21 protein-coding genes and 1 pseudogene are annotated in these 22271 nt (G+C 66.0%); 6 read left to right on the top strand and 16 right to left on the bottom strand.

What is annotated here, in order from left to right; all coding sequences use genetic code 11:
• Positions 1 to 116: 116 nt before the first annotated feature.
• Positions 117 to 536 (top strand): hypothetical protein, encoded by a 420-nt coding sequence (locus ACZ7L1_RS36180; RefSeq protein ID WP_471443570.1) that lies wholly within the window; start codon positions 117 to 119, stop codon positions 534 to 536.
• A gap of 373 nt (positions 537 to 909) precedes the next feature.
• Here the strand turns inward: ACZ7L1_RS36180 and ACZ7L1_RS36175 are convergent, their stop codons facing one another.
• Both ACZ7L1_RS36175 and ACZ7L1_RS36170 read right to left on the bottom strand, forming a co-directional pair.
• Complete coding sequence (locus ACZ7L1_RS36175; protein ID WP_471443544.1) at positions 910 to 1755, bottom strand: hypothetical protein; 846 nt, start codon at positions 1753 to 1755, stop codon at positions 910 to 912.
• On the bottom strand, positions 1752 to 2453 hold the full coding sequence (locus tag ACZ7L1_RS36170) for a type 1 glutamine amidotransferase domain-containing protein (RefSeq protein ID WP_471443542.1): 702 nt from the start codon (positions 2451 to 2453) through the stop codon (positions 1752 to 1754). The genes ACZ7L1_RS36175 and ACZ7L1_RS36170 overlap by 4 nt, the downstream gene beginning before the upstream one ends.
• Before the next feature lie 214 nt (positions 2454 to 2667).
• Between ACZ7L1_RS36170 and ACZ7L1_RS36165 the strand changes: the two genes are divergently transcribed.
• A complete protein-coding gene (locus ACZ7L1_RS36165) occupies positions 2668 to 3198 on the top strand; it encodes a YbhB/YbcL family Raf kinase inhibitor-like protein (RefSeq protein ID WP_471443540.1) in 531 nt (176 codons plus the stop codon).
• A 58-nt stretch (positions 3199 to 3256) separates the two neighbouring features.
• On the opposite strand, the gene ACZ7L1_RS36160 is transcribed toward ACZ7L1_RS36165, so the two are convergent.
• The 5 genes from ACZ7L1_RS36160 to ACZ7L1_RS36140 form a co-directional block, all read right to left on the bottom strand.
• Positions 3257 to 3964 (bottom strand): alpha/beta hydrolase, encoded by a 708-nt coding sequence (locus ACZ7L1_RS36160; protein WP_471443538.1) that lies wholly within the window; start codon positions 3962 to 3964, stop codon positions 3257 to 3259.
• A 361-nt stretch (positions 3965 to 4325) separates the two neighbouring features.
• Positions 4326 to 4757: a VOC family protein gene (locus ACZ7L1_RS36155; RefSeq protein ID WP_471443536.1), complete on the bottom strand. Its 432-nt coding sequence runs from the start codon at positions 4755 to 4757 to the stop codon at positions 4326 to 4328.
• Between the two features lie 166 nt (positions 4758 to 4923).
• Entirely contained in the window at positions 4924 to 5724 is an 801-nt protein-coding gene (locus tag ACZ7L1_RS36150) for a maleylpyruvate isomerase family mycothiol-dependent enzyme (protein ID WP_471443535.1), read from the bottom strand.
• A 32-nt stretch (positions 5725 to 5756) separates the two neighbouring features.
• Positions 5757 to 6665 (bottom strand): NAD(P)-dependent oxidoreductase, encoded by a 909-nt coding sequence (locus ACZ7L1_RS36145; RefSeq protein WP_471443533.1) that lies wholly within the window; start codon positions 6663 to 6665, stop codon positions 5757 to 5759.
• A 98-nt stretch (positions 6666 to 6763) separates the two neighbouring features.
• Positions 6764 to 8146 carry an NADP-dependent succinic semialdehyde dehydrogenase gene (locus ACZ7L1_RS36140; RefSeq protein WP_471443531.1) on the bottom strand — a complete coding sequence of 461 codons (1383 nt, stop codon included), beginning with the start codon at positions 8144 to 8146 and terminating at the stop codon, positions 6764 to 6766.
• 325 nt (positions 8147 to 8471) lie between these two features.
• Between ACZ7L1_RS36140 and ACZ7L1_RS36135 the strand changes: the two genes are divergently transcribed.
• Positions 8472 to 9548: an NAD(P)-dependent alcohol dehydrogenase gene (locus ACZ7L1_RS36135; protein WP_471443530.1), complete on the top strand. Its 1077-nt coding sequence runs from the start codon at positions 8472 to 8474 to the stop codon at positions 9546 to 9548.
• A gap of 282 nt (positions 9549 to 9830) precedes the next feature.
• Here the strand turns inward: ACZ7L1_RS36135 and ACZ7L1_RS36130 are convergent, their stop codons facing one another.
• The 4 genes from ACZ7L1_RS36130 to ACZ7L1_RS36115 form a co-directional block, all read right to left on the bottom strand.
• On the bottom strand, positions 9831 to 9935 hold the full coding sequence (locus ACZ7L1_RS36130; protein WP_471443528.1) for an alpha/beta fold hydrolase: 105 nt from the start codon (positions 9933 to 9935) through the stop codon (positions 9831 to 9833).
• A 154-nt stretch (positions 9936 to 10089) separates the two neighbouring features.
• Positions 10090 to 11547, bottom strand: a complete 1458-nt coding sequence (gene fumC / locus ACZ7L1_RS36125; protein ID WP_471443526.1) for a class II fumarate hydratase — start codon at positions 11545 to 11547, stop codon at positions 10090 to 10092.
• Positions 11544 to 13241, bottom strand: coding sequence for an NAD-dependent malic enzyme (locus ACZ7L1_RS36120; RefSeq protein ID WP_471443524.1), 1698 nt, complete (start codon positions 13239 to 13241; stop codon positions 11544 to 11546). The genes fumC and ACZ7L1_RS36120 overlap by 4 nt, the downstream gene beginning before the upstream one ends.
• Before the next feature lie 84 nt (positions 13242 to 13325).
• Entirely contained in the window at positions 13326 to 14186 is an 861-nt protein-coding gene (locus tag ACZ7L1_RS36115) for an SDR family oxidoreductase (protein WP_471443522.1), read from the bottom strand.
• Between the two features lie 592 nt (positions 14187 to 14778).
• On the opposite strand from ACZ7L1_RS36115, the pseudogene ACZ7L1_RS36110 reads away from it, so the two are divergent.
• Positions 14779 to 14927 (top strand): annotated as a pseudogene (locus ACZ7L1_RS36110) (aldo/keto reductase); the annotation flags it as partial.
• Positions 14928 to 15137: 210 nt separating this feature from the next.
• Here ACZ7L1_RS36110 and ACZ7L1_RS36105 read toward each other — a convergent pair.
• From ACZ7L1_RS36105 to ACZ7L1_RS36085, 5 genes are all read right to left on the bottom strand, one after another.
• Entirely contained in the window at positions 15138 to 15830 is a 693-nt protein-coding gene (locus tag ACZ7L1_RS36105; protein ID WP_471443521.1) for an acetate uptake transporter, read from the bottom strand.
• Positions 15831 to 16379: 549 nt separating this feature from the next.
• The gene (locus ACZ7L1_RS36100; RefSeq protein ID WP_471443519.1) at positions 16380 to 17426 is read right to left on the bottom strand and encodes an aldo/keto reductase; all 1047 of its coding nucleotides are present in this window, start codon (positions 17424 to 17426) and stop codon (positions 16380 to 16382) included.
• Positions 17427 to 17466: 40 nt separating this feature from the next.
• The gene (locus ACZ7L1_RS36095; protein WP_471443518.1) at positions 17467 to 17883 is read right to left on the bottom strand and encodes an SRPBCC family protein; all 417 of its coding nucleotides are present in this window, start codon (positions 17881 to 17883) and stop codon (positions 17467 to 17469) included.
• A 57-nt stretch (positions 17884 to 17940) separates the two neighbouring features.
• Positions 17941 to 18951 (bottom strand): aldo/keto reductase, encoded by a 1011-nt coding sequence (locus ACZ7L1_RS36090; protein ID WP_471443516.1) that lies wholly within the window; start codon positions 18949 to 18951, stop codon positions 17941 to 17943.
• Between the two features lie 146 nt (positions 18952 to 19097).
• Complete coding sequence (locus ACZ7L1_RS36085) at positions 19098 to 19871, bottom strand: SDR family NAD(P)-dependent oxidoreductase (protein ID WP_471443514.1); 774 nt, start codon at positions 19869 to 19871, stop codon at positions 19098 to 19100.
• 517 nt (positions 19872 to 20388) lie between these two features.
• Between ACZ7L1_RS36085 and ACZ7L1_RS36080 the strand changes: the two genes are divergently transcribed.
• A complete protein-coding gene (locus ACZ7L1_RS36080) occupies positions 20389 to 21042 on the top strand; it encodes a class I SAM-dependent methyltransferase (protein ID WP_471443512.1) in 654 nt (217 codons plus the stop codon).
• A 308-nt stretch (positions 21043 to 21350) separates the two neighbouring features.
• On the top strand, positions 21351 to 22181 hold the full coding sequence (locus ACZ7L1_RS36075; protein ID WP_471443510.1) for an oxidoreductase: 831 nt from the start codon (positions 21351 to 21353) through the stop codon (positions 22179 to 22181).
• Positions 22182 to 22271: the final 90 nt, after the last annotated feature.

Raw genomic sequence — 22271 nt, 5'->3', positions numbered from 1 at the left:
CCGTGGCAGATCGACCCCAGCCACGGACACAGCCGGTTCGTGCGACTCTCGGCCGGCCATGAAACTCCGGACAACCCGAAAGAGACTAGACCCGCGTACGCCTGGAGTGCACTGCCATGCTGCCCAACGGAGGCAGCAGCCTCGACGTCCTCTTCGATCTGCTCTTCTGGACCGATGGCCAGAGGATCGCGAACGATCTGTGGGTGCAGGGCTGCTACGAGGCGGTGCGCGCCCTGGTCCGGCACGCACTGCCCGCCCTCACCGGGGAACTGCTCGGCACGGCCTTGCTTCCCACACCGCCCACCGAACTGCACATCGCCTCCGGCAGGCAGGAGCAGCCGTCGCTGGAGGGCGCGCTCAACACTGACCTGCTCGGTCAACGAACCGGCCTCGGAGGCCTCCGTCGCGGCAGCGAGTACCTGCCCGAGGAACTCGTGGCCACCGGCGACCTATCGGACGCAGTCACCGAGGCCCTGCGCAACATCGCGCTGGACTGGCGTTACCTCCGCCCGAACTTCCCCATCCTGCACGACTGACCACGCCAGGAACCCACGCCGCACCACCGATGAGCAACGCAGACCAGCCGCCGGTGCGGTCCTCGCGGGCATGTTCAGTGCGGGAGGCAGCGTGCCGGGTGCTGGGCACCCTCATCGGATGACGCCACCGGATGCTGCAGAGGATCGCCCTGATGGGGCCTTGATCCGGCTCTTTGTGGATCAGGGCCTCACACCGGCGTAAACCACAGGCGGCCTGGCTAGACGTGTTGGTCGACCAGCTCCAGGTCCATGACAGGAATTTCAGATAACGAAGCACAGCTCGAGCTCTACAGGGCAGAGTGCCGGCGGTGAACGGGCTGAACGGGACCTCACCGTCCGCGTCACGGCGGGCACGCGCGTCCTGGCTGACACGTCACATCTCTGCCTGGTCGATCTTGCCCATCGGGAAGCGGCCGAGGCGCTTGCCCGCCAGGATGACGCTGCGGATCTCGTTGCTGGAGCTCACCTCGTAGATCTCCGCGGTCAGTTCCAGGGCGACCGGGTAGGACGCGGCATAGGCCTCCGCGAACACGCCCTTCGCCTCTTCACCGAGGCGCTGGTAGACGCCGATCAGGCCGTCCTTGGAGATGATCTGCGGGATCGGCCCCATGACGCACTCCACGGAGCGGCGGAAGTCGGCGTAGAAACTCATGCCGTCATGGTCGCGGTAGCGGCGGTAGAGACTCTCCACGATGCCGTGCACGCCCCCGAGCACTATGGAGCGCTCGCCGGTGAGGTCCGACGGGTACTCCGACCGCAGGGTCGTCTGGAAGGTAAAGGGCGCGCCGAGCGCCACCGACCAGCCGAGAGCGCGGTCGACAGCCCGCCCGGTGACGTCCTGCTCGACGGCGAAACTGGCGTTGATCCTGGCCCCGTTGACCGTGGCACCCTGCACGTACAGGGCCCGCACCGACGGGCCCATGCCCTTGGGGCACACCGCGACCACGTCGACCTCCGCCGGGAACGTCTCGCCCACGTCCCGATGGTGGCCCAGCAGGAAGCCGTGCGAGAGTCCCAGCGTGGTGCCCGGGCGCAACGCGGCGAAGATCTCCCGGTAGTGCTCGGCGAGCGCGGCGTCGGAGATGAGCAGCAGCCCCATGTCGGAGGCTGCGATGACCTCGAACATCTCGCCGAGCATGCCGTCCTGTTCGGTGAAGCCCGCGGCTCTCCGCGTCCCCGACCACCGGTCGTGCCCCTCCGGGGTCCCGCCGGACCTCACCTGGCCGATAGAGCCTTGACGAGTTCCTGCGCGAGGGGGCCCGAGGACGCCGGATTCTGGCCCGTGATGAGGTTGCGGTCCGCGACCGTGTAGGGCTCCCAGGCAGGGCCCTTCGAATAGTCGGTGGGCAGCTTCCTCAGTTCGTCCTCCAGCAGCCACTTGGCCTTGTCGGCGAAACCGACACCGGCCTCCTCCTCGTTGCAGAAACCCGTCACCCGGTAGTTCGCGAAAGGCGTCTCGCCGTTCGCGTCACGGGTCGCGAGGAAGGCGGCCGGGGCATGGCACACGACGCCGAGGGGTTTGCCGGAGGCGAGTGCCTCCCGTAGGAGAGCCCCGGAGTCCGGGTCGACCGAAAGGTCTTCCATCGGGCCGTGACCTCCGGGGTAGTAGACCGCATCGTAGTCCTCAAGACGCACGTCCTTGAGAGAGATGGGGTGCCGCAACTCCTCGGCCTTCTCGATGACGGCCTCTTCCCGGAGCGAGTTCTCCTCGCCGCCCGTCATACTGGGCCGCAGGCTCATCGTGTCCACAACCGGAATGACACCCCCCGGAGTTGCGACGGTGACCTCGTGTCCGGCATCGGTGAACACGGTGTAAGGCGCCACGAACTCCTCGGCCCAGTAACCGGTGGGATGCCGGTGCCCGTCCTTCAGGGTCCAATAGCTTGCGCCGGTCATCACACAAAGGATCTTGGCCATGGAATGCTCCTGTAGAGGACTGCACCCGGGGAGGGCCTAGTACGACCAGTTTGAGACCTGCATAACAAGGATGAGCGGACATCCCGTAGCCGGCAACTTGCGACCGATGGACGCACGCGTATCGTATGTGAGCGCCGAGAAGCGGTAATAGGATTTTGGTGCCAAAAAAGCAGGATTTACGCGGCCCCGACAGCAGAATGTTCGGAGGATTGCCATGATCAGACCCTATGGCCCCTACGATTTCCTGCCGCAGATCAGGACCTTCTCGGTGACCTCTGATTCCGTGGCCAGCGGCGAGCAACTGGCCCGCGAGCAGGTGAGCGGCATCCTTGGGGCAGGGGGATCGGACGTCTCACCGCAGCTGAGCTGGTCCGGATTTCCCGAGGAGACCCGGAGTTTCACGGTGGCGATGTTCGATCCCGATGTGCCTACCGCTTCGGGCTTCTGGCATTGGGCGGTGGCCAACCTGCCCGCCTCCGTGACCGACCTCCCGGCCGGGGCGGGAGACGGCAGGGATCTGCCCGGTGGCGCGGTGACCCTGGCCAACGACGCCGGCTACAGAAGGTACCTCGGTCCGGCAACGCCTCCGGGCAACGGTCCGGACCGCTACTTCCTGGTGGTGCACGCCGTCGACGTGGCAGAACTGGAGGTGTTCGGGACGACGACCCCTGCCTACCTGGAGTTCCTCCTGTTCAGCCACGCACTTGCCAGGGCGACTCTGCACGGGACCTTCGAGCGGGCCTGACCCGGAGGAGCATGAGGCCCGTCAGCAACCCGACGGGGCCCTCATACGGCCGCATATCTCACTTCTTCCACATGTAGTCCTCGGCGGCGTCGACGATCAAGTTCTTGACCGACTGCGGGTGGGAGACCAGGGACACGTGCGAGGAATTGATCTCGACCGTCTTCCGGGCCTGCGCGCGCTTCGCTTCGAACAGTTCCAGGGCCGGGTTGATCGCCTGGTCCTGCCTGCCGACGAGGACGTACACAGGCTTGTTCCGCCAGGCGGCGGCGGTGAGCTTGTCCGCGAACGCCGAGAGCGCGATCGGGCGCTGGGTAGCTCCCAGGAGGTTGGTCTGGCTGGTGGGCAGGTCGGCGGCGAAGACCTGGTGCAGTTTGTCCGGCTGTACGTAGACGTCCGTACCGGTGGTGCCGTCGCCGTTGCTAAAGGGCACCTGCTTCAGGGCCTTGGTGAGCGGGGCGGCCGGGAACCTCGCGGAGAGGCTGGAGAAGGACTCTCCGGTGTCCGGCATGATCGCGTTGATGTAGACGAGTGCCTTGACGTTGGCGTTTCCGGCGGCGGCCTGCGAGATCACCTCTCCGCCGTAGGAGTGGCCGACCAGGACGATCGGTCCCTTGACGGATTTCAGAAAGCTTGCGAGGTACGCCGAGTCCTGAGGTATGCCGCGGAGGGGGTTGGCGGGTGCGTCCACCGTGTAGCCGTTCTGCTGGAGGCGCTGCACGACCCCGTTCCAGCTCGACGCGTCAGCGAAGGCGCCGTGTACGAGCACGATGGTGGGCTTCTCCCGGCCGGGATCACCGCTCGGGCCACCGGCCTGCGCCGTTCCGACTGTCAGTGCGGAGGTGATAGCCGATACGGCCAGAAGAGCCGAAGCCCAACGGGCCATGTGCACGGTACGGAGGGACTCGCGGGATATTCGCATGCCGTTCCTTCGGTGCGGGGACGTCGGACGACGCCCGGGATTACATATTCGACGGCACCGGACGGCCTGTCCTGGCTCAGGGGCCATTCGAGTGAACTCAGAGCCCCGCGACATCACTGCCGCGGGGGGTGGACAAGGATTGTTCGCCGAATTCCAGGGCATCTGCCGGATTCGCGGCGCTTCGTTCCAGTGGTTTCAGATTCCCTGTCTAGTCGACGGCGACAAACTCGAGTTGGATGTTGTCCGGGTCACGGAATACGACCGTCGAGTACACGAACGGTTCCTTTTCATCCCTGATCGGAGTGTGCTCGATTCCCAAATCGTCCAGCCACGTCATCCAGGATTCCAAGTCGGCACGCGTACCCACCTGGAACGATACGTGGTCCAGACCTGTCCGGGCTTCGAGGAATCCCTCATGCTGGTTTCCTGTGTTGGTGTGAAGCCCGATCACAAGCCCCGATTCCGGAACCACCAGCAGGATGCCGTAGCCCGTCCTCTCGCGGTAGAGGTGGTTGAACTTGTAATCCACTTGCTCGGCCCGGAAAACTCGCTTGTACCAGTCCAGGCTGTCTTCCAGGTTCGTGACGGTGAAGGACAGGTGGTGCAGGCCAGTGATTGCCGGCCCAGTTCCCTCAGTCATGGCTTACCTCCGGTCATTTTCCGTGATGTGAGCGTCCCTAGTCGGCGAAAAACCAGAGCAACTGGGCGTTGACGTCGTCGGCGTGCGTCCAGCTGAGCAGAACACCAGCGCCTCGCGAACGGCGCGCCGAGACCAACATGCCGAGACCGACATCACGGAGGACCCGCTAAATGATGTTGAGGTGGTCCAGGAAGGGGGTCGCGGCGGATGCGTCCCCCGTGATGCGGCAGTGGTCGCGCCAGGGTTTGCGGGTGGTGGCCCACGCGATGAAGTCGAGGGCCGAGCTGTGGATCCGGGGGGCGGTGAAGTCCGCGTCGGGCGTCACAGTCAGCTGTCCGTCCGGTGCGGTCGCGGGGAGGATCGTGACGGTGGTGGCGCCCGGTCCGGTGAGGTCGAGGACGAGGGGCCGCGTGACGGTGGCGGTGAGTTCGGGGCCCTGCATCTGCGGGAGGCCGGCGAGCATGAAGTCAATGGCGGGGGCGACCTGGTCGTCGGTCGGTTCCGGCAATGTGAACGGCAGCGGGCCGTCCGGGGCGAGCAGGTCGTTGCGCAGGTGGCAGAAGACGTTGAACGCCATGGTGTTCGCCAGGAGATGGCGCGGGTACGTCCCGAGCCCGGCCACCTCGACGGGCTCGTCAGCACCGGGCGGTTCCTGGGCGGCTGCCAGGAGGTCCAACTGCCGGGGGGTGCTGCGACGCCACTCGTCGATGACTTCGGTATGGCTCCAGCCACGGCGTTCGTCGACGCGCAGGTCGTGGTAGCGCTCGCGGTTCTTCGGCAACGCCGGGTCGGGCGGGGGCGGGTCCACGGCTTCGGAGGCGAGCGCCGCGAGGTGGGCCACCACGTCGATGACGCGCCAGCCGGCGCACGCGGACGGCAGCTCCCACTGTCCGTTGTCCAACTTGGGGATGATCTCGGCGAGTTGCGCCGTGCTCGAACGCGCGGCGGCCAGACCGGCACGGGTCATGGTTCCTTTAGCCTCTCGAAGGGACTGCCAAGTCAGGATGCGGCCTGCCGGGACATGCGGTAGGTCGCGGCGACGTCCGCACGGCCGAGCCCGTCGTCGGCCGCGCGGCGGAGGCGTTCGCGTACGACTTCGGCGATACCCAGGTGCAGGCCAGCGGCGCGGGCCGTGTCGGTGATCAGGCGGGCGTCCTTGGCAGCCGCATCCAGAGGGAAGGAAGGGGTGTCGAGGTCGTCGTCGATCATCTTCGGACCTTTGGTCTGGACGTATGGGCTGTTGAGTCCGCTGCCGTCGATGACGTCGATGACCAGGCGTGGATCCACCCCCAGGGCGTCGGCCAGGGTGAGGGACTCCGCGATGCCCTCGACGGTGGCAAGGACCCAGGCGTTGTAAGCGAGTTTGAGGCTGCTGGGCTGGCCGACCTCGTCCAGCCACACAGTGCGTGTGCCCACCGCCTCCAGCACCGGTCGCACCTCTTCCCTCACCTCCTGCTGGGGGGAGGCGGCCAGGATGGTCAGGGTGCCAGCCACGGCCGGTTCCTTGGTGCCGAGGAGGGGGGCTTCGACGTAGGCGAGGCTCAGACGGGCCGCCTGTTCCGCGAGTCGGCGCCCCCCGTCCGGGGAGACCGTGCACGTCTGCACCCACACCTGGTGGCCGCCCAGACCGTCGTGGGCTTGGTCCATCACGTCGGCGACCACCTTCTCGTTCGCGAGCGCGGTCAGCACGACATCCGCGCCGCGGCAGGCCTCGGCCAGCGTGTCACACACCACGGCATCGACGGCGGTCAGTGGTTCGGCGGCGGCGCGATTGCGATTCCATGCCCGCAGCCCCAGTCCCGCCGCCGCGATGTTGCGCGCCATGGCGTCCCCCATGGTGCCCGTGCCGAGCACCCCGACCACAGGCCTTCCCTGACCGGACGGCGCCGTCCGGTTCTTTCCACTCATCGTCGGGCCTCCATACGCTCGGTTAACACGCGCGCGACAACAGCGACGAGCAGTGCGCAGGCCCGTGATCCGACAGACCCACCCGGTACCTGACTGGTTCAGGCATCCTGGCCGATCCAGACGGTCTTGGCGTTCATGAACTCCCGCATGCCGAGGTCGGACAGCTCGCGTCCGTAGCCGCTGCGCTTGACGCCGCCGAACGGGATCTCGGGGTAGCTGGTGGTGTTGCCGTTGATGAAGGCCATGCCGGACTGGACGTCACGCACGAACAGTTCGCGTTCGGCCTCGTCCTCGCTCCACAGATTCGACCCGAGGCCGTAGGGATGGCCGTTGGCTTCCCGCAGGGCCTCCTCCAGGGAGGAGACCGTCCACACCTGTGCCACCGGGCCGAAGACCTCCTCGTGGTACATCCGCATCTCCGGGGTGATGCCGGTCAGTACGGTGGGCGGGTAGAACCAGCCGGGCCCGTCCGGGCGTTCGCCGCCCAGCAGCACCGTCGCGCCCTTGGCGACGGCGTCGTCGACGTAGGACTCCACGTCCCGCCGACCGGACTCGGTGGCCAGCGGACCGACATCGGTGCCCTCGTCCATCGGGTCGCCCATCACCAGCGCACCCATCTTCGCCACGAACATCTCGATGAACGCGTCACCGATGTCCTCGTGCACGAAGAAGCGCTTGCCGTTGATGCAGGACTGTCCATTGTTCAGGGTCCGTGCCTTGACCGCGACATCGGTGGCCAGCTCCAGGTTCGTGGAGGGCATGACGATGAACGGGTCGGAGCCGCCGAGTTCGAGGACCACCTTCTTGATCTCGTCGCCGGCGATGGCGGCCACCGACCGCCCGGCCGGTTCGCTGCCCGTGAGCGTCGCGGCCGCCACCCGCGGGTCGCGCAGCACATGCTCCACCCTCCTCGCGGAGATCAGCAGGGTCTGGAACACGTCGTCCGGGAAGCCCGCGTCACGGAAAAGCTCCTCCAGGTACAGGGCGCACTGCGGCACGTTCGAGGCGTGCTTGAGCAGGCCCACGTTCCCCGCCATCAGCGCGGGTGCAGCGAACCGCATGGCCTGCCACAACGGCAGATTCCACGGCATCACTGCGAGCACGACACCGATCGGCTGGTACGTGACGAACGTCTGCTTCGCGCCCACGCGCCCGCCTTCACCTTCCAGATCCCGCAGGAACTCAGGGCCCTCGGTGGCGTAGAAACGCAGCCCGTGAATGCACTTGGCCACTTCCTGCTCCGCCGCCCGGAAGGTCTTGCCCATCTCGGTGGTGATCATCCCGCTGACGCTCTCGACCTCCTTCTCCAGACGGTCAGCGGCATGCTGCAGCCACTCCGCCCGCTGCTCGACGCCCGTCAGCCGGTACGAGGCGGCCGCTGCCGCCGCCCTGGCGAGCTTGTCTTCGAGTTCCTCGGGGGTCAGCTCGTCGAAACTCCTGAGGACCTCACCTGTCACAGGACTCGTCGTTGCGATAGCCATGGATCCACGGTAGGACCACCCAGTATGGTCGGCAATTCACCCATTTGGCCTTGTATTGACCCCGGAGCGTCGCTCACCGTTGACAGGGAGTCACACCTCCCAGCCTGAACCAGGACCCCTCCGTCCAGCAGTGCTAACGCACCAGGCGGCTACCAACCCACCGGCTGCTGATCTCCCGGCACACCATGGGATGCATGGCAACCGCAGCTGCGCAACCATGGTGAAGTCCGAAGCGGCGGCCGCGGTGACCGGCGCCGGGACCCGTTTCCTGTCCGTGTCGCACGCGCCGAGCTGCTTTACCACTGGTCGGCGAGAGTGAGACACCATGACGCAGATGCGGGCGGCCCGGATGCACGGATACAAGGAACCCCTTCGGATCGAAGAGGTCCCGGTGCCCGAGCCCGGGCCGGACGAGATACTCCTCAAGGTCGCCGCGACCGGCATGTGCCGAAGCGACTACCAGCTCCTGAACGGCTACTTCGAGGGTCCGTTCCCGGTGGACCTGCCCTACATCCCCGGTCACGAGGTCACGGGCCGGGTGGCGGGACTCGGCGCCGAGGTGCCACCGACGGTGGGCTACTCGGAGGGCGACATGGTCGTGGTGAACCCCAGCTGGGGGGACGGCACGTGCCGGCAGTGCCGGGAGGGCAACGAACAGCTGTGCAGCGGTGACGGCCGGTGGGTGGGGTTCGGCCCGCCGGGCGGTTTCGCCGAGTACATGGCCGTGGAGTGCCGCCACGCGATCCCGGTCTCGGAGGAGGCGGCGAAAGCACCCGAGCTCCTCGCCCCCATGACCGACGCGGGCATGACCCCGTACCGGGGGATGCGCAAACTCCGGGACGCGGGCAAGCTCGGCCCCGGCCGTACCGTCGCGGTCACGGGCATCGGCGGGCTGGGCAGCTACGCGGTCCAGTACGCGAAACTGCTCGGCGGCGGCGCAACCGTGGTGGCGCTCGCGCGCACCGACAGCAAGCTGGACGTGGCGAAAGAGAACGGCGCGGACCACGGGATCAACGTCAGGAACAAGTCCACGGAGGCCATCCAGGACGAACTGGAGAGGCTCACCGGCCGCCGGACGATCCACGCCATCCTGGACTGCGTCGGCAGCGAGTCCTCCATCTCCATGGGCTTCGACTTGCTGGGCCCCGAGGGCGCGCTGGCGGCCGTCGGCCTCATGAGCCAGCGCGTCGAGCACCGGCAGTTCCCCTTCGTGGGCACCGAGCTCTCCTACCTCGGTTCCTTCTGGGGCAACCACCTGGACCTCGTCGAGGTCCTCTCCCTCGCCGAAGCCGGCGTCGTCAAACACAACGTGACCAAGGTCGCGCTGGAGGACATCAACGAGAACCTGGACGCTCTGGGGCGCGGAGACGTCGTCGGACGCCAGGTCATCGTCTTCGGATGACACCTCGGCGGACAGACCCGCCCGTCGCGTCTTCCGGGGGCGTAGGACGAGGTACGCGCGGCGGCCTGGTCGCGCCGCTTCACAAGCCTTCCGGGCCAGTCGCCCGACTTCCCGAGTTCACGCTCCGGCAGAGGGGACGAGACCTGCGGCGATCGCGACCGACACCGCCCCGTCCTGTCAGGTCTCGGCGGCCTCGCGGGCGCGCTCGTCGCGGGCGTCTACCCGTCAGTACGAGCCGCTCGGCTGCCCCCCACCGAGGCACTGGCAGCGACATGAGAGCTCTCAGGCCAGGAACTTGAGCAGATGCTCGTTGACTTCCTCGGCGTGCGTCCAGCACAGGCCGTGTACCGCGCCTTCAATGGTGACGTACTGGGCTCCTTTGATCATTTGTGGGTGCGGGCACCGGTGGCCTCGATCGGCAGGATGTGATTTGAGCGCCCGAACCCCCGCCGGTTCGTACGTGATCACCCGGCGTCCCGCCGCCGGCAGCGCAAGAGTTCTGTCGGCAAGTCAGGCGGGACCCCGTGTCAGAGCCTCTGCGTCAGGCGCCGGAAACACCGTGGCCGACCATGGAGAGTGGATCGACAACGGAGTCGAACGTCTTCTCGTCGACGTGACCGCTGGCCAGGGCTGCCTCTTTGAGTGTCTGGCCATTGGCCAGGGCGGATTCGGCGATGTGTGCGGCGTTCTGATACCCGATGACGGGGCTGAGCGCCGTGACCAGCATCAGGCTCTCGTCAACGTACTGGGCAATCCTTTCCCGGTTGAGCTCCGTGCCGCTGACGGAGAATTTCCGGAACTTCTCCATCCCGTCGGCGAGGATGCGCGCGGAGTGAATGAAGTTGTTAATAATGACCGGGCGCATAGCATTCAGCTCGAAATTTCCCTGACTCCCGGCGAATGCAACTGCCGAGTCGTTGCCGAGCACCTGAATCGCGATCATAACGATGGCTTCGCACTGGGTCGGATTGACTTTGCCGGGCATGATCGAGGAGCCAGGTTCATTCTGTGGAAGCAGCAGCTCGGCGAATCCAGTGCGCGGGCCCGAGGCCAGCCACCGCATGTCGTTGGCGATCTTCATCAAGGCCACGGCCAGTCCGCGTAGCGCCCCATGCGCCCGCACCATCGGGTCCAGGGACCCCTGTGCCATGAACTTGTTCTCGGCCGTGGCGAAGGGCTTGCCGGTCAATTCGGCGATCTTGTTCGCGACGTCCCGGCTGAAGCCCGTTGGCGCGTTCAGCCCCGTGCCGACGGCGGTGCCGCCCAGGGCAAGGTCGAGCAGGCAGTGGCGGCTGTGCTCGATTTCCTGGATGCAGGCGTGCAGTTGCGCTGCAAAGCCGGACCACTCCTGTCCGACGGTAAGCGGTACGGCGTCCTCGAGGTGCGTGCGGCCGATCTTGACGATCTCGGCCCATTCCGTGGCCTTTGCCTCGATGGATGCGGCGAGTGCCCGGGCCTGAGGCAAGAGATGCTCGTCGATCTGTTGCACGGAGGCGATGTGCATCGCGGTCGGGAAGCTGTCGTTGCTGGACTGCCCCATGTTGACGTCGTCGTTCGGGGCGATCGGCTGCTGCGTCCCGAGCGTGCCGCCGAGCAGCTGTGACGCGCGGTTGGAAATTACCTCGTTGACGTTCATGTTGCTCTGGGTGCCCGACCCCGTCTGCCAGACGAAGAGCGGAAAGTGGTCGTCGAGCTCACCCGCGACGATCTCCTCAGCTGCCCGTACGATGGCCTGCTTCTTCCACTCGGGCAGCCGCCCGGCGGCAGCGTTCACCAGCGCTGCCGCCTTCTTCACGTAGCCGTAGGCGTGGTAGACCTCCTTCGGCATCCGGTCGTCGCCGATGGAGAAGTGGAGGAGCGAGCGCTGCGTCTGCGCGCCCCAATACCGATCTGCCGGCACCTCGACGGTGCCCATGCTGTCGAATTCCTGCCGGTTTCCACTGGCTTGGATCCCGATCGCCGTGTTCTGCATCTTGGGGGGCAACTGGTTGTCGCTCATTGCCCGCCCTCCAGGTCGTCCGTGGGGTAGGTCGGCTGCCACATCGAGTCTTGGACAGCCTGAATGAGGTCGTCATGGGACTTGGTTGCGACACCGTCCTCTGCCGCGGCACGGGCGACGGCGACCGCGACCGTCGCGGACGACGCCCTCAGGTTCGCGACCGGCGGCAGGAGCGATGCTCCTGGCAGCGACACATCGACCTGGCCTGCCACCGCCTCGGCGGCGGCAAGCAGCATGTTGTCCGTTACGTGCCGGGCGCCCGAGACGATCGTGCCGAGGCCGAGCCCCGGGTAGAGGAGGGCGTTGTTGGCCTGCCCGATCTCGTAGGAGACCCCGTTGTACCGGACCGGCTCGACCGGAATACCGACCGCCATCAGTGCTCTGCCCTCGGACCACGGCACTGCATCCGACGGCATGACTTCGATACGGCTCGTCGGGTTAGACAGCGGCAGGAGGATCGGACGCTCGACACCCTCGGCCAGCGCGCGCACGACGTCCTCGGTGAACGCATTGTGTGCGGTGGAGGTGCCGATGAGGATGGTGGGCTTGACGTGTTCGACGGTGGTGAGCAGATCGATCTCACCGTCAGACCAGTCACTCACCTCCGACTTCGGCCGTGCATAGACCCGCTGGTAATCGGGCAGGTCTCGCATGTCATCGGTGACCAGGCCGTGGACGTCGACGAGCCAGATGTTCTTCTTCGCCTCGTCGGGCGTCGCACCGTCACGCAGCATCGCTGCATGGATCTGATCGGCCATACCGGTGCCGGCGGTTCCCGCGCCGAAGACGACGAGCCGTTGCTCTGACCAGCGTCCCCGGGTCACCTTCAGAGCCGAAAACACTGAAGCCATGACGATGGCACCGGTGCCTTGCATGTCGTCGTTGAAGATCCGGTACCTGTCGGAGTTCTCCACCAGGATCCGCCGGGCGTTCGACGGTCCGAAGTCCTCGAAGTGCAGAAGCGCACTCGGGAACAGTTCGGACGCGGTCTGGAGGTAGAGAGCGATGAAGTCGTCGTACCGCTTTCCGGTGACCCGTGCGTGCCGGTTACCCAGGTACGACGGGTTGTTGAGAAGCTGCTCGTTGTCTGTCCCCACGTCAAGATTCACAGCTATGACACGGTTGGGATCAATACCGGCGGCGGCAGAGTAGACGGCGAGCTTCCCGATGGAGATGTCGGTCCCGTTGACGCCCCAGTCCCCGATGCCCAGAATCTCCTGGGCATCGGATACGACGATCAGATCCACGTCATCTGCGCCAAGGCCCAGCGACTCGAACGAGGCCTTCACGTCCTCGGGACGGTCGATCGACAGGTACACCGCTCGCGAGTCACGGTAGTCGACGGACCACTTCTCGATCGCCTCGCCGACTGTGGGGTCGTAGACCACGGGGAGCAACTCATCGAGGTGGTCTGCGAGCAGCTTGAAGTACAGCACCTGATTGCGGTCGTGGACCTCGTTGAGGTAGATGTACTTCTGCAGGTTGGAGGGCTGCTGCTGCAGCTGCGCGTAAGCCCGGTCGGCCTGCTCGTCGAGAGTCTCAACGGCCGCCGGCAGCCGCCCCGTGATCCCGAGCTTCGCCCGCTCCTCCAGCGTGAAAGCCGTGCCGCGGTTACGGTAGCGATCCTGCAGCACAGTTGGCCTGACAGGCATTGATGTACCTCCGGCTGTTGTGAGCGCCGTGCGCTCGTACACGCGTGTGGCTCCGCCGGCGCGAGAGCGTGTCACCAGGCCCACCGGTCGGCTCTCACCAAACTATTGCTGTCACGTGGGAGGCGATCACCCGACAGGAGTCTCGGGCTGCATCTCGTAGGAGTGCTGGATGGCCGGGTGGCGGGTCCCGAGACCGTCCGTGACCTTGCGCTCCCACGGAACCGCCTGGAGGCGCTTGGTCTCCTCAAGCATCGACTTGGGCTCCAGGTTGCGGTAGCTGTCGACTTCTCCGGCGGCGACAGCCGTCAGCGTGGCGAAGACCGCTTCGGGATCGAACTGTGGGCGGGGAAAGGCGAGCTTGGAATAGTCGAAGAGCCTCTGCGACGGGTCGTCCTCCCAGCTTTCCCAGGTCTGGAACATGCGGTCGTTGAAGCCCGTCAGGAAAGGCCCCGGGTTGACTGTGGCGACCTCAATGTTGTATTCCTGCAGCTCGTAGGCCATGGTCTCGGCGATCGCCTCAATCGCGTGCTTCGAGGCAGAGTAGATGCCGGTGAACGGGTTGACGTTCAAGCCTTCCCGCGAGGACACCCAGACGATGCGGCCGGCCCCGCGCTTGATCATCTGCTTGGCGATTCCCTGAGTGAGGACGAGCGGCCCCGTGACGTTGACCTCGAACTGGTGCCGAATGTTCGACTCGGGAATGTCGACCGTGGAGCCCCCCTCACCGACACCGGCATTGTTCACCAGAATCTCCACACCCCAGTCGAGGGCCTTGCGACGGTCTCCGTCGTTTGTCACGTCGAGCTTCTCGACCCGAAGCCTGACCCCGCGCTCAGCCGCCTGCCATTTCAGCGTCTGCACCTGGGCGTAGATCTCCACCCCGGCGATCACGTCGAAGCCCTTCTCGGCGAGGCGCATGGCGGCTTCGAACCCGAAGCCGGTGCCCGCTCCCGTGATGAGGACCTTCTTCAGTGCTGCATTCGGCATGTCGAGTGATTCCTCTCAAGTTCCTCGTCCCACACCAAGTACTGAGTCTGTGCGGGATGACTGCTATCGATCTTCGAAGCTGCCCGCCGCACACAGCGGCGACGTCGATCTATAGGTGCATGGCGAGCCCGTCTCCGGCCCAAGAATCCAGTCTGGTCTCCCAAGCAACTGTCGGCAACTCGGAAACCTGGATCTGTCCATAATTGAATTCGAGTTCCAAAATTCTGCGACCAAACGCTACTGGCCTCAAAACGTACGCAGACCCCGCCGCCACACTCCATTTCTGCACCGCTCGAGGTCCGAGTGCCATGGTCTGTTGAAGTGCGCCGGGCGAGTCGGAGTTGCCGCGACAGTCTGTCAGAACTAATTTCATGCCCGTTCGTTCCTGTTGATAAGGACAACACGTGGACAGAGTCGGCGGTCCAAGAAAGCTATCCAGTACCAGCGAGTGACCCGAGGACCTCGCAGGCATTCTCGTCTTGATCGACGCTTTCCACAGCCGGTGCGCGCCCCGAGAGAAGAAGGGAAAACTACCGTGGACCTCCGCAGCTAATCCCCACGCATCGGCTTCGGGACCGCGCCGACGGGCAACATGTTCCGCGCCGTCCCCGACAACGAGGTGGCCGCAACCTTGAATGCCGCCTGGGACCATGGCATCAGCTACGACGCACGGCCCCGCTTTACCGAGCGGGCCTCGCGGAAATCCGGCTCGGTGGCCTGCTGGCCAGCAAGACGTGCGATACCGCGTCGGTATGGTCGTCGGGGGCCCCTACAGTTCCGCATCCTCGCGGGCGGAACTCACTTCGGGTACCAGGAAGCGCCCCCGGCCATCTTGGTGAGTATCAAGGCCTCAGCCCTTCAGTTCTCGCTGGCCCACCATCGAACGCCCTCCCCCCAGGGCTCCTCACCTCCGCCCCCGGGCGAGCAACGTCTCGGCGGATCCGACGCAGCTCAACTGAAGGGCTCAACGTGCTCCGCGGCGGCCGAGGTGACCGAGGTGGGGCGTGGCTTGTCGCGGGCAAGGCGCTCAAGCCGTTTGCCGGGGTCGCGGTAGGTGGGGATCAGGTGTCGGCCCCAGGTCCCGTTGACGAGGCCGGCGAACGCACCATAGAGGCCAAGTGCTGCGGTGAGGAAGCCGAAGCCGCCTCCCACCCTGATCAGTGTGTCGGATTGAAGGAACTGGCCAACAGTGAGCACGGAAATGGTGACCGTGGTGGAGAGGAATGCAGCCAGGAGGACAGCTGTCGTTCTCGCTGCCGCAATCGTGAGTACGAACAGGAGCACTGCCCAGGGCAGCAGAAACAGGCCCGTCCCTGTGTGGGCCTGCCCCTCGGGCAGAGTGACGATAATGTATTTGACATAGATGACGAAGCACAGCCAGAACGCGCCCAACACGGTAAACGCGGTGGCTCCGAGCCTGCTTCCCTGCCTGAACTCGAAGATTCCAGCGATCATCTGGACAAGGCCGCCCACGAGGAACTCCAGCGGGAACGCGGCCGGGAAGAGGGCCGGGTTGACACCGGCGTTGAAGAAGCTCTGGATAATGTTTGCCAAGCTGAACGCGATGAGCCCGAGCGGCGCGGGGTCGGGCGCGGTGAGTCCGGGCGGCGGAGCCACCGGTGCTGATAGCGAGGGTTGCGACACGGAATTATCCAATCCAGCATGTCTTAACGCTGTTCGCATCCCAGCTGTTCCACTCAAGTGCGCGATCAGCAACCTGCTCACAGTTCAGCGGAGATGTCACCGAAACGATCACTCGATACTAACAGGCCGGCATACAAGATCTCGGTATGACACGTCGGCAGATAATTAGCACAGGTCAATGATTGCTATGAGCACCTGTCGGCCTCAAGCCCCCGCGGCCAGAAGCAGAAGGGCCTGCTGCACGATCGAGTGACATCTTGACCTGGCCCACCATTTGGGCTCCAGTCTCGGTGACTAACGGGCAGCCGGGATGGTGTCGTTCTCGATGAGTAGTTCGTACTCGTCGCCAGCGGTTGTAGAAGATAACGAACATCAACAATTTTGCGCCGCCCGTCATTTCACGGCCGCCCGCGCTGATCACCGATGAGGCCGCGCCGAGGTCGCGGACCCGGGCGCCGGCTCGAACGCTGCCGCGTGTGGTTCGCCGGGCATGTGCGGGGTGTGCTCGCGATGTCCACCCGTGCGGTGACACCGTCCGGCACCCGGAGCTCAGCGGGCCGGCCGGTGCAGCACCTGGTCCGCCTCGCTGAACCGGGAGGACACGAGGTTGGCCTGGTGCCAGTGCGGATAGATCAGATCGGGCGCGCTCACCTTGTCGAGGCGGTCCAGCTCTTCCTGCGTGAGGTGGACGTCGGCCGCCCCGAGGTTGTCGGCGAGCTGCTCGTCCCTGCGGGCGCCCACGATGACGGTCGTGACACCGGGCTTCGCCAGCAGGTACGCCAGCGCCACCCGGGCTGGCGAGACACCGCGGACGGACGCCACCTCCACGAGGACGTCGATGGTGTCATAGAGTTTGTCCTCGTCGCGGACGGGAGGTTCGGACCACTCGGTGAGGTGACGCCCGTTTTCGGGCTGACGGTCACGCCGGTATTTGCCGCTGACCAGGCCGCCGGCCAACGGGCTCCAGACCAGGACTCCGAGTCCTTGGTCCACCGAGGCGGGAATGAGCTCGTACTCGGCGTCCCTTGATTCGAGGGAGTAGTAGATCTGGTTGCTGACGAAGGGCTGGTACCCGTTGGCGTCAGCGACCCACAGCGACTTCATGAGCTGCCAGCCGGAGAAGTTCGAAACACCCAAATACCGGACCTTGCCCGAGGTCACCAGGCCGTTGAGTGTCTCCATGGTCTCTTCCAGCGGAGTCAGCCCGTCCCACTGGTGCACGTGGTAGATGTCGAGGTAGTCGGTGCCCAGGCGGCGCAGACTGCCCTCGATCTGGTCCAGGATGTGCCGGCGCGACAGACCCTCGTCGTTGGGCCCGTCCCCCATGGCCAGGCGCACCTTCGACGACAGGATGACGCGGTCCCGCCGTCCATCCAGTGCCTTTCCGAGGATCTCCTCGGACGCCCCTCTGGAATACATGTTCGCGGTGTCGACGAGATTGACCCCTGCAGCGAGACACATGTCGACCTGACGGCGTGCCCCGGTCAGGTCGATATTGCCCACGTTGCCGAAGACGTCCTTGCCGCCGAAGCCCATGGTGCCCAGGCCGATCGTCGAGACCAGCAGGCCGGAGTGGCCCAGCTGTCGCACTTCCATGGTCGATACTCCTCCGCTGGATTTTCGCCGGGTGCGCCCCTCAGGAGACGGCCTGGCTCAGAGCCTCCAGGCCGTCGCTGTAGATGCCGGAGAAGAGGGCGACGGCCTCGTCCTCCGAGGCGTCGGTGGGAACGAACCGCCCCGACCACTGAACCTCGCTGGTGCCGGGAGCATCGGCGACGGCGTGGACCCGCAGCGTGGAGATGTAGTCGGTCACAGGGAACGGGGCTTCGAGGATGACGTAACTGTAGTAGCGCTCCTTCTCGTTGAACGCCACCAGCTGCTCGACGATGCTGTCCCCTTCCGGGTTGGCGAGCCGTCTGTGGCGCCCTCCCTCTTCCAGGGTGCTGGAGGTGATGTAGGGAAGCCAGTCAGGGAGGGAGCCGAATCCCCCGATCAACTGCCATACCCGCTCCGGTGACACCGGGAGCGTCCGACTCACCGACGTGGATGCCATGAAGTTGTCCCATCACTGTGAAGGGTGGATGCGGCCGTTCCTGAACGGGAAGAGTGATCAGATGCCGTTCGGGAGAGGAGCGTTGGCGCTGACCAGCTTCGCCTCGCGCAGCTCCCGCCAGAACGAGTCAGGGATCTGCTCGTCGAGAGCTGAGAGATCCTCGCTGATACGGCTGGGCTTCGTCGCGCCGGGGATGACCGCCGCGCTCACCGGGTGGGCGAGAGAGAACTGCAGGGCCGCGGCCTTGATCGAGACCCCGTTGCGGTCGGCGATCTCCTTGATCCGCTTCACGCGGTCGATGACGGCCTGTGGCGCTTCCGCGTACTCGAAGTGGGCGCCGCCGGCCAGGATGCCCGAGCTGTAGGGGCCGCCCACCACCATGCTGACGCCCTGCTCCTCCGCCATGGGCAGCAGCCGCTCAAGGGCATGCTCGTGGTCGAGGAGGGTGTAGCGGCCGGCCAGCAGGAAGGCGTCGGGCTGCGGCTCGTCGAGGGCCAGGGTCAACTCTATCGGCTCGGTGCGGTTGACGCCGAGGCCCCAGGACTTGATGACGCCCTCGTCGCGCAAGCGGGTCAGGACGCGGAACGCACCGGTTCTGGCCTCCTCGAACTTGCTCAGCCACAGGTCGCCGTGGAAGTCCTGGGCGATGTCGTGTACCCAGACGATGTCGAGCCGGTCCACGCCCAGGCGCTTCAGGCTGCCCTCCATGGAGCGCTCCGTGGCGTCGGCGGTCCATTCGTGGACGATCTTGTTCGGTCGTCCCGCCGCGAACAGGCTGCCCTTCTCGCCCAGGTCGCGGGCGCCTTCCTCGACCTCGTCCAGGATGACCCGGCCCACCTTCGTGGAGAGCAGGTACTCGTCACGTGGCTTGCGCGAGAGCAGGCTGCCCAGACGGATCTCTGCAAGGCCGGCGCCATACAGCGGAGCGGTGTCGTAGTACCGGATTCCCTGCTCCCAGGCAGCGTCGAGAGTTTCCGACACCTCCTCGTCGGAGACAGCCCGAAACATGTTTCCCATAGGAGCGGTTCCGAGGCCGATGCGGCCGGGCAGAATATCCTTGAGTGACATGACAGATCTCTCTCCGATTCCATGATGCAAACTCATTTTCCGAACTGCACCGGAACGCGTTCTTCTATATCAATGTTCGCACCAGAAGCATGACGCGAGCTTCATGCAGTGTGGCGCCTGTGACGTCGTTTCCCCGGTCGGGGTGGTCAGGGGAAAATGGTGGGCACGAGGCCCCCGTCGACGCTCAGGGCCGCGCCGGTGGTCGCCGCCGACCGGTCCGACGCGACGTAGGTGACCAGACTGGCCACTTCCTCCGGGCGAATCAGGCGCCGCAGCAAGGAGGTTGAAGCCCGCCCTTCGGCGACAAACCGACGCTCCTGCTCTGCGGCGTCAACGCCCGGGTAGAGCTCGTCGAACATCGCCAGCACGCCGTCGCTCATGGTCGGGCCCGGCAGGACGCAGTTGACGGTCACGCCGGTGCCCGCGAGTTCTTGTGCCATACCGCGTGACACCGCCAGCTGGGCCGTCTTCGTCATGCCGTAATGAACCATGTCCGTCGGCGTCTGGACTCCTGCCTCGCTGCTGACGAAGACGACTCGTCCCCAGTTCCGCCCTGCCATTCGCGGAGCGTAGTGGCGGGCGAGGCGAATTCCGGAGAGAACGTTGACACGGAAGAAGCGCAGCCATTCCTCGTCGGGGATCTCGAAGACAGGCTGTGTAGCGAAAATCCCGGAATTATTCACTAGAATGTCTACCTCGGGAATCTGCCGGATCAGCGCGTCGCATCCCTCCGGCGTTCCGACGTCCGCGGCCACGCCTCGCGCGCCGAGCCGTCGTGCGGCCCTGGCGACGCGCTCGGCGTCCCGGCCGTTGAGCACAACCTCGGCTCCGGCGGTGCCCAGCGCCGCGGCGACCGCCGCTCCGATCCCGGCTGTGGACCCGGTGACCAAGGCGGTACGACCGCTCAAGTCAATGTTCATGCCACGGTAACCCTCACCGGTCGGGACGACCCTAGGACCTCAGTTTCGGCCAGCTGATGCTCACACGCATCCGCGCACGAGCGAGCGTCCCGCGGACGGACCTTGCGGCCGAGGGAGATATTTCGCCCTGCAGGCCTCCTTCGGTGATCGACGGCCCGTCCTCCGGTTCTGGGTGAGCCAGGCGCCGGCGGAGATACGGAGAGCACCAGCAGGTCCTCGGGCCACATCGCGTGGGGCGTCGACGACATCCCAGCCGCTAGGCCGAGTCGCGTCAACGCCGGCCCGATGCCCAGCAGCGGCAGCCGACAGGGAAAGCGGGACTCCACGCTGCGGCGAACGACGGGCTCCACTTCGCCGCAACGACGGACACGGCCTCCACGTCGGCACCAGCTCGTGCTCTGGCCGGAAACGATTGCCGGAGTGGTGTGATGGCAGGGTGTCTACGGCGGTGGACGTCGCGCAGGCCAACTCACGCTCGTGACACGGCCTGTCGGTCCTTTGGTCTAGGGTCGCCGACATGGCTGAGCCCTCCTTTCTGACCGCCGTGCGCGAGTCGTACGACACGGTCGCCCCCGATTACGTCGAACGCGTCCCGCCGCCAGCCGAGATGGACCCGCTGTCACGCGCGATGCTGGCGGGGTTCGCCGAACTCGTCCGGACGGCCGGTCTGGGGCCGGTCGCGGACCTGGGATGCGGCCCCGGACGCGTGACGGCGCACCTGGCCGAGCTGGGGGTGTCCGCCTTCGGCGTCGATCTGTCGCCGAAGATGATCGGGCTGGCCCGACACGCCTATCCGAACCTGCGGTTCACCGAGGGCTCAATGACCGCGCTGGAGATGAGGGACGACGAGCTCGGCGGCATCCTCGCCTGGTACTCCACCCACCACACGCCCCCGCAGTGGCTGCCGGACGTGTTCGCCGAGTTCCACCGCACGCTCGCGCCCGGCGGCTACCTGCTCTGGGGAGACTATGTCGGCAATGAACGACTCCAGCCGAGCCACGGCTATGGCCGTCCCGTGTCCTACGAGTCATATCTCCTGCCCCTGGACCGCATGGTTGGCCTGCTGGACCAGGCCGGACTCGTCGTCACCGCGAGACTGGAACAGGAGCCCGGTGGACGGGTGAACAGACCGCGCGCCTGCCTCCTGGCCCGCAAGCCCGAAAGGACCTGACTGGGCTTGTTCCGGCGGCGAAGCCGCTCGTGTCAAATCGCCGACAGTCTCGGCGCGGCGCTCAGGCCGCCGAGTTGAGAGGGCGGCCCCAGCGGATGCCTTTCTCGCTGCGGATACGGGCGCGCACTCACCCCCGCCCCCGCGCACCACGGCCTGCGTGCGCTGATCACGCGCGCGGGCGGCCCGAGGTTCGGCGCCGGCCGCCGCCCCGCAGTCTGGCTTCGAACACCTCCCCCAACGGCACGGGAGCCTCGTGCGTCGCGGGCATCGACACTGTCACCCGTTCAGGGCCACGCTGAAAAACCTCAGTGAGTGTTTGGTTTATCACGGGCTCGTCCCGTGGATTCGGCCTGGAAATCACGCGCGCGGCGCTCGCGGCAGGACATCAGGTGGTGGCAACGGCACGGAAGGCGGAGGCCGTCCGCGAGCAACTCCCCGACGCCGGTGACGCGCTGCTGGCCGTGCCGTTGGACGTGACCGACCCCGAGAGCATCAACGCGGCTGTCGACGCAGCGGTCGAGCGGTTCGGCCGCATCGACGTCCTGGTCAACAACGCGGGCACCGGCCTGCTCGCCGCGGTCGAAGAGTCCGACGACGCCGCGGTCCGCGCGGTGTACGAGACCAACGTGTTCGGCCCGCTCGCCGTCCAACGCGCCGTACTGCCGGTACTTCGGCGCCAGCGCTCGGGCCACGTGATCAACATCAGCTCCATCGTGGGCTTCGCCACCGCACCGGGCTGGGGCATCTACGCCTCCACCAAGTTCGCCGTCGAAGGCTTCACCGAGACCCTGCGCACCGAACTGGCACCCCTGGGCATCCACGTCACGCTCGTGGAACCAGGCTTCCTCCGCACCGACTTCCTGGACCCCGCCAGTCTGCACACCGGCCCCGACACCATCGCCGACTACACGGCCACCGTCGGTGCGATGCGCGCAGCCGCCGTCAGCCTGAACCACACCCAACCCGGTGACCCGGCCAAGGCCGCGCACGCCATTGTCGAGATGGCCGGCGCACCCGAGCCGCCCCTGCGCCTCCCGCTCGGAGCCGACACCTTGCAAGCCTTCGACGCCAAGCTGGAGACCTTCCGTAAGGAGATCGACGCCTGGCGGCATGTCGCCCTCTCCACCGATCACGACTAGGCGCTGTTTCTCGGATCATGAGCGGAGCCAGATGATGAGTGCTGCGAGGGTGACGGTGCCGAGGTAGATGTAGGCCCGTTTCTCGTAGCG

The organism is Streptomyces sp. NPDC107546, assembly GCF_055639175.1.
Note: the sequence above shows the minus strand (reverse complement) of the source record. Positions and strands in the feature narration are given on the sequence as shown.